Raw genomic sequence first — 7,399 nt, 5'->3', positions numbered from 1 at the left:
ATTTTATCGAAGAGTTTTTCGGCCGGTTTCCGAAGTGCGTCGACGAGTACGAGACGTTGTTGACCGACAACCGTATCTGGAAGCAGCGTCTGGTGGGTATCGGCGTGGTCAGTCCTGAGCGCGCGTTGCAGCTCGGCATGACCGGCGCGATGCTGCGCGGCTCGGGCATTGAATGGGATTTGCGCAAGAAGCAGCCGTACGAAGTCTACGATCAACTGGATTTCGATATTCCGGTCGGCGTGAACGGTGACTGCTACGACCGCTATCTCGTGCGCGTGGAAGAAATGCGCCAGTCCACCCGTATCGCGAAACAATGTATTGACTGGCTTCGTAAGAATCCAGGCCCGGTGATGGTCGACAATCACAAGATTGCGCCGCCGTCGCGCGTGGGCATGAAGACCAACATGGAAGAGCTGATTCACCACTTCAAGCTCTTCACGGAAGGTTTTCACGTTCCCGAAGGTGAGACGTATGCGGCAATTGAACATCCGAAGGGCGAGTTCGGTATTTATCTGATTTCGGATGGCGCGAACAAGCCGTATCGACTGAAGATTCGTGCTCCGGGTTATGCGCATCTTGCTTCACTCGACGAAATGGCTCGCGGTCACATGATTGCGGACGCGGTGACGATCATCGGCACGCAGGACATCGTGTTCGGTGAGATCGATCGCTGACATGCCGTCGCGAGCAATCTGCGCCGCACCACGCCGGCATGCACGCGCAACAGCGCTGAGCTTGCCGGCGAACCAACAACAGCAGGACGCCAGGTCTGCCGCAAAAGAAGGGCGCGGTGGGTTTTCGTTCGGTAGGAACTGAAAGAGTCGTGTCTGAAATGATCTCAGCTGAAGGCCTGAAAGAAATCGATCGCGCGATCGCGAAATATCCCGTGGACCAGAAACAGTCCGCGGTGATGTCGGCGTTGACCGTCGCTCAGGAAGAGCACGGCTGGCTGTCGCCGGAACTGATGCAGTTCGTCGCCGATTACCTCAGCATGCCCGCCGTGGCCGTGCAAGAGGTGGCGACGTTCTACACCATGTACGAGACCGCGCCGGTCGGCAAACACAAGATCACGCTCTGTACGAACCTGCCGTGCCAGCTCGGGCCCGACGGCGGCTCGGAAAGCGCGGCTGAATACCTGAAGCAAAAGCTCGGCATCGACTTTGGCGAAACCACCGCCGACGGCAAGTTCACCTTGAAAGAAGGTGAATGTTTCGGCGCGTGCGGCGATGCACCCGTGTTGCTCGTGAACAATCATCGTATGTGCAGTTTCATGAGTCGCGAGCGGATCGACACGCTCCTCGAGGAACTATCGAAATGACGTCTCTTCACGACCGCCACATCCAGCCCCTGATTCTCGCCGGTCTCAACGGCGACAACTGGCACCTCGAAGACTATGTGGCGCGCGGTGGTTATGCCCAGCTGCGTCGCATCCTCGAAGAAAAAATTCCGCAAGAGCAGGTCATTGCCGACGTCAAGGCGTCAGGCTTGCGTGGCCGCGGGGGTGCGGGTTTCCCGACCGGTCTCAAGTGGAGCTTCATGCCGCGCCAGTTCCCGGGGCAGAAGTACCTCGTCTGTAATTCGGACGAAGGCGAGCCGGGTACGTTCAAAGACCGCGACATCCTGCGCTGGAATCCGCATTCGCTGATCGAAGGCATGGCCATCGGTGCTTATGCCATGGGCATCACGGTCGGCTACAACTATATTCACGGCGAGATTTTCGAGGTCTATCGGATCTTCGAACAGGCGCTTGAAGAAGCGCGTGCGGCCGGGTACCTCGGTGCGAATATCCTCGGTTCGGGTTTCTCGTTCGAACTGCATGCGCACCATGGTTACGGCGCGTATATCTGCGGCGAAGAAACTGCGTTGCTCGAGTCGCTGGAAGGCAAGAAAGGCCAGCCGCGCTTCAAGCCGCCGTTCCCGGCGAGCTTCGGCGTGTATGGCAAGCCGACCACGATCAACAATACCGAAACGTTCGCGGCCGTACCGTTCCTGTTGGCTATCGGCCCGCAGAAATATCTCGAGATCGGCAGGCCGAACAACGGCGGCACGAAGATCTTCTCGGTGGCCGGCGACGTCAATCGTCCGGGCAACTTCGAAGTGCCGCTCGGCACGTCGTTCGAGACTTTGCTCGAGTTGGCCGGTGGTGTGCGCGGCAAGTCGGTGAAAGCGGTGATCCCGGGCGGATCGTCGGCCCCGGTGATTCCGGGCGACATCATGTTGAAGACCGACATGGACTACGACTCGATCGCAAAAGCCGGCTCAATGCTCGGTTCGGGCGCCGTGATCGTAATGAACGAAACGCGCTGCATGGTGCGCTCGCTGCTGCGTCTTTCGTACTTCTACTACGAAGAGTCGTGCGGTCAATGCACGCCTTGCCGTGAAGGTACGGGCTGGCTGTATCGCGTGGTCCATCGGATCGAACATGGGCTCGGGCGCAAGGAAGACCTGGATCTGCTGAACTCGGTCGCCGAAAACATCATGGGTCGCACCATCTGTGCACTCGGCGACGCGGCGGCCATGCCGGTGCGCGGCATGCTGAAGCACTTCTGGGACGAATTTGAATATCACGTCGAGCATAAACATTGTCTCGTCGACGGACACGCGCATCATGCGCACACGTCCGAAGCGCTTACCGCGTGATCAGTGATCAGGCCAAGGACCATTCCCCATCATGGTTGAACTAGAAATCGACGGCAAAAGTGTAGAAGTACCTGAAGGCAGCATGGTGATCCAGGCTGCGCATAAGGTAGATACCTACATTCCGCACTTTTGCTATCACAAGAAACTGTCGATCGCGGCGAACTGCCGGATGTGTCTGGTCGAAGTAGAGAAAATGCCGAAGGCGGTTCCCGCCTGTGCCACGCCGGTGTCGGCGGGCATGATCGTGCGTACGAAATCGGACAAGGCCGTGAAGGCGCAGCAGTCCGTGATGGAATTCCTGCTGATCAATCACCCGCTTGATTGCCCGATTTGCGATCAGGGCGGCGAATGTCAGTTGCAGGATCTGGCCGTGGGTTACGGCAAGTCGCAGTCGCGCTACAACGAAGAAAAGCGCGTGGTTTTCCACAAGAACGTCGGACCGCTGATCTCGATGGAAGAAATGACGCGCTGCATCCATTGCACGCGTTGTGTCCGTTTTGGTCAGGAAGTGGCCGGCGTGATGGAACTCGGCATGCTGGGTCGTGGCGAGCATTCGGAAATCACGTCGTTCGTTGGCAAGACCGTGGACTCGGAACTGTCGGGCAACATGATCGACCTGTGCCCGGTCGGCGCGTTGACGAGCAAGCCGTTCCGCTACAGCGCCCGTACGTGGGAGTTGTCGCGCCGCAAGTCGATCAGCCCGCACGATTCCGTCGGCGCGAACCTGGTCGTGCAAGTGAAGAACAATCGCGTGATGCGCGTTCTGCCGATGGAAAACGAAGCCATCAACGAATGCTGGATCTCGGACAAGGATCGCTTTTCGTACGAATCGCTGAATAGCGACGAACGTCTCACACAGCCTATGCTGAAGCAGGGCGGCAAGTGGATCGAGACCGACTGGCAAACAGCGCTGGAATATGTGGCGAAGGGTATCAAGGGCATCACGGCCGATCATGGCGCGAATCAGATCGCTGCTTTGGCTACGCCGCATAGCACTGTCGAAGAACTGTATCTGTTGAAGCAATTCGCTGAAGGCGTGGGTACGCCGAACGTCGACTTCCGTCTGCGCCAGAGCGATTTCTCGGCGCCGGTTTCGGACAGCGCGCCGTGGCTTGGCATGAAGATCGCAGACCTGACGAATATCGACACGGCGTTTGTCGTCGGTTCGTTCCTGCGTCGCGATCATCCGCTGTTTGCCGCACGCCTGCGTCAGGCCGCCAAGAGCGGAGCAATGCTCACGTTCCTGAACGCGACCAATGACGATTCGCTGATTCCCGCAGCGCATCGCGTGGTTGCGGCGCCGTCGGAATGGCTCGACCGCCTCGGCAGTCTGGCGGCCGCAGTCGCCGAAGCACGGGGCGTTGCAGTGCCGCAAGCGTTCGCTTCACACGAAGCGTCGGCAGCGGCGAAGGACATTGCCGCGTCGTTGTCGGCGGGTGAAAAGCGTGTGGTGTTGCTCGGCAACAGCGCGGTTCAGCATCCGCAGTTTGCGCAGATCCAGGCCGTGTGCCAATGGATCGCGGAGAACACGGGCGCCACGCTGGGTTATCTGACGGAAGCGGCCAACACGGTAGGCGCGCATCTTGTCGATGCACTGCCGGGCGAAGGCGGACTGAACGCACGTGAAGTATTCGAGCAGCCGCGCAAGGGTTACGTGCTGTTCAACGTTGAACCCGCATTCGATACCGCCAACCCAGCTCTTGCGCTCGCCGCATTGAAGCAGGCAGAAATGGTTGTCGCGTTGTCGGCATTCAAGCATGGCGCCGAGTACGCCGACGTGCTGCTGCCAATCGCGCCGTTCACGGAGACGTCGGGCACGTTCGTCAACGCTGAAGGTACCGCGCAGACGTTCAACGGCGTGGTACGTCCGCTGGGCGAAACGCGTCCGGGCTGGAAGGTCCTGCGCGTGCTGGGCAGCATCCTCGGCCTGAAGGGTTTCGAATTCGATACCGCCGAAGAAGTCCGCGACGCCGCATTGGGCACGAGCGGCGATCTGACGGTGCGTCTGTCGAACAAGACGAACGTGGCGATCAAGGCTGTTTCGAAAGCGGCAGCAAACGAAGGCCGCTACGAACGTCTCGCCGACACGCCGATTTACCATGCCGACGCATTGTCGCGTCGCGCTGAATCGCTGCATCTGACGGCTGCTGCGCGCGACGCGAACGTAGTCGGGTTGCCGACGTCGCTGTTCGAGAAACTCGGTCTGAAGAACGGCGATGCAGTGCGTGTCGCCCAAGGTGATCTCACGGTGGTCCTGCCGGCAGTTCGCGACGCGAACCTGGCGGAAAGCGTGGTGCGTGTATCGACGGGAACGTCGGCCGGTGCAGCGCTCGGGGCTCTGTTCGGTGAACTGGTAGTGGAGAAGGCGTAAATGGGCTTGTTCGATACGATCAACGCAGGCGGGACGCAGATTCTCGGCGTCGCCTGGCCGACGGTGTGGGCCGTAGTCCGCATTCTCGTGGTCTCGGTAGTGATCCTGCTGTGCGTGGCGTACCTGATTCTGTGGGAACGCAAGCTCATCGGCTGGATGCACGTGCGTCTCGGCCCGAATCGCGTGGGTCCGCTCGGGTTGTTGCAGCCGATCGCCGACGTGCTGAAGCTGTTGCTGAAGGAAGTGATTCAGCCGACGCAAGCCAGCCGCTGGATCTACCTGATCGCGCCAATCATGACGGTGGTGCCAGCATTCGCGGTGTGGGCGGTGATTCCGTTCCAGGCGAAAGCGGTGCTCGGCGACATCAACGCCGGTCTGCTCTACGTGATGGCAATTTCGTCCGTCGGCGTGTACGGCGTGATTCTCGCGGGTTGGGCATCGAACTCGAAGTACGCGTTCCTCGGTGCGATGCGCGCCGCAGCGCAAATGGTCTCGTACGAAATTTCGATGGGTTTCGCCCTCGTCGTCGTGCTGATGGTGACCGGCAGCCTGAATATGTCGGCCATCGTGGTGTCGCAGGAACAGGGCATCTTCGCGAACTGGGGTATCAACTTCCTCTCGTGGAACTGGCTGCCGCTGCTGCCCATGTTCGTCGTGTACTTCATCTCGGGTATTGCTGAAACGAACCGTCACCCGTTTGACGTGGTGGAAGGCGAGTCGGAAATTGTCGCGGGCCACATGATCGATTATTCGGGCATGGCGTTCGCGCTGTTCTTCCTGGCTGAATACATCAACATGATCGTGATCTCGGCGATCGCAACCACGTTGTTCCTCGGCGGCTGGAGTGCACCGTTTGGTTTCCTGTCCTTCATCCCGGGCATTTTCTGGTTCGTGCTGAAGATCTTCTTCCTGCTGTCGGTGTTCATCTGGGCTCGTGCGACGTTCCCGCGTTATCGCTATGACCAGATCATGCGTCTCGGCTGGAAAATCTTTCTGCCGGTGTCGGTGGTGTGGGTGGTCGTGGTCGGGTTCTGGATCATGTCGCCGCTGAACATCTGGAAATAATGGGCGGATGAAATAACCATGAACGCATTTCAGAATTTCTTCAAAACGTTTTTCCTGACCGAGTTGCTGAAGGGCCTGGCGCTGACAGGCGGTTACCTGTTCCAGCGCAAGGTGACCGTTCAGTTCCCGGAAGAGAAGACACCGATCTCCCCGCGTTTCCGTGGCCTGCATGCATTGCGCCGATACGAAAATGGCGAAGAGCGCTGCATCGCGTGCAAGCTGTGCGAGGCCGTGTGCCCCGCGCTCGCCATTACGATTGAATCGGAAACGCGCGCTGACAACACACGCCGTACTACGCGTTATGACATCGACCTGACCAAGTGCATCTTCTGCGGTTTCTGCGAAGAAAGCTGCCCGGTCGATTCGATCGTTGAAACGCACATCCTCGAGTATCACGGTGAGAAGCGCGGCGACCTGTATTTCACGAAAGACATGCTGCTCGCAGTGGGCGACCGTTATGAAACGGAGATTGCTGCTGCGAAGGCTGCTGATGCGCCTTATCGGTAAAGAAGAGCGGTAAAGCGAAGCGGGGCAGAGCAAGTTGAACATCGCCGCGCCCCTTGCTGTTCCTGCATTTGAATTGACCTGCTGTTCCGGCCCGCGCGCCACGGTTGTAGGTTGCGTTCTTAAAAAAACGCGGCTCGGCGCGCTTGTGTCAAAACACAAAGCCTAACGATGAACCGGTAATCATGGAATTCACGACCGTACTGTTTTACATCTTCGCGCTGCTGCTCGTTGTCTCGGCGCTGAAGGTGATCACTTCGCGCAATCCGGTAGCGTCCGCGCTGTTCCTCGTGCTCGCGTTCTTCAACGCGGCCGCGATCTGGATGCTGCTCGAAGCCGAATTCCTCGCCATTTTGCTGGTTCTCGTCTACGTCGGCGCGGTGATGGTGCTGTTCCTGTTCGTGGTGATGATGCTGGACATCAACCTCGACGCGCTGCATGGCGACTTCAAGAAGTTCGTGCCAATAGCCAGCATCGTGGGCGCGATCATCATCATCGAAACCGCGCTGATTCTCTGGCACGGGTACGGCGCGACCGTTACGCCGGTGCGCGACGCGATGCTGGTCAACGGAGTCGGTTCCGGCGTGGGCCCGAACGAGGTGATGTCGAACTCGCATCTGATCGGCAAGGTCATCTACACCGACTACATCTTTGCGTTTGAAATCGCCGGCCTGATCTTGTTGGTGGCAATCATTGCGGCCGTCTCGCTGACCGTTCGCGAGAAGAAGGACAGTAAGCGCCAGCGCATCAGCGACCAGGTCAAGGTGCGCGCGAAAGATCGCGTGCGGATCGTCAAGATGAAGTCCGAAACTGAAGCGC

Annotated in this window: 6 protein-coding genes and 1 pseudogene; all 7 read left to right on the top strand. The window is 58.9% G+C overall.

Annotated features, from left to right (window positions below):
- A pseudogene (locus JWR14_RS27560) lies at positions 1-674 on the top strand (NADH-quinone oxidoreductase subunit D); the annotation flags it as partial.
- Positions 675-832: 158 nt separating this feature from the next.
- The gene (gene nuoE / locus JWR14_RS27555) at positions 833-1,318 is read left to right on the top strand and encodes an NADH-quinone oxidoreductase subunit NuoE (protein WP_031360671.1); all 486 of its coding nucleotides are present in this window, start codon (positions 833-835) and stop codon (positions 1,316-1,318) included.
- Positions 1,315-2,640 carry an NADH-quinone oxidoreductase subunit NuoF gene (gene nuoF, locus JWR14_RS27550; protein ID WP_299715076.1) on the top strand — a complete coding sequence of 442 codons (1,326 nt, stop codon included), beginning with the start codon at positions 1,315-1,317 and terminating at the stop codon, positions 2,638-2,640. The genes nuoE and nuoF overlap by 4 nt, the downstream gene beginning before the upstream one ends.
- Positions 2,641-2,671: 31 nt before the next feature.
- Positions 2,672-5,011: an NADH-quinone oxidoreductase subunit NuoG gene (gene nuoG / locus JWR14_RS27545; protein WP_299715073.1), complete on the top strand. Its 2,340-nt coding sequence runs from the start codon at positions 2,672-2,674 to the stop codon at positions 5,009-5,011.
- Positions 5,012-6,076: an NADH-quinone oxidoreductase subunit NuoH gene (gene nuoH / locus JWR14_RS27540; RefSeq protein ID WP_299715070.1), complete on the top strand. Its 1,065-nt coding sequence runs from the start codon at positions 5,012-5,014 to the stop codon at positions 6,074-6,076.
- A gap of 18 nt (positions 6,077-6,094) precedes the next feature.
- Positions 6,095-6,583: an NADH-quinone oxidoreductase subunit NuoI gene (gene nuoI, locus JWR14_RS27535; RefSeq protein ID WP_299715067.1), complete on the top strand. Its 489-nt coding sequence runs from the start codon at positions 6,095-6,097 to the stop codon at positions 6,581-6,583.
- A gap of 182 nt (positions 6,584-6,765) precedes the next feature.
- Positions 6,766-7,399 (top strand): NADH-quinone oxidoreductase subunit J (locus tag JWR14_RS27530; protein WP_299715064.1); only part of this gene is annotated, 634 nt, incomplete at its 3' end.

Origin of the sequence: Caballeronia sp. (assembly GCF_028292365.1) — a bacterium.
Classification (GTDB): Bacteria; Pseudomonadota; Gammaproteobacteria; order Burkholderiales; family Burkholderiaceae; genus Caballeronia.
The sequence above is the reverse complement of the archived record's forward strand: the minus strand, read 5'-3'. Positions and strand labels throughout refer to the sequence as shown.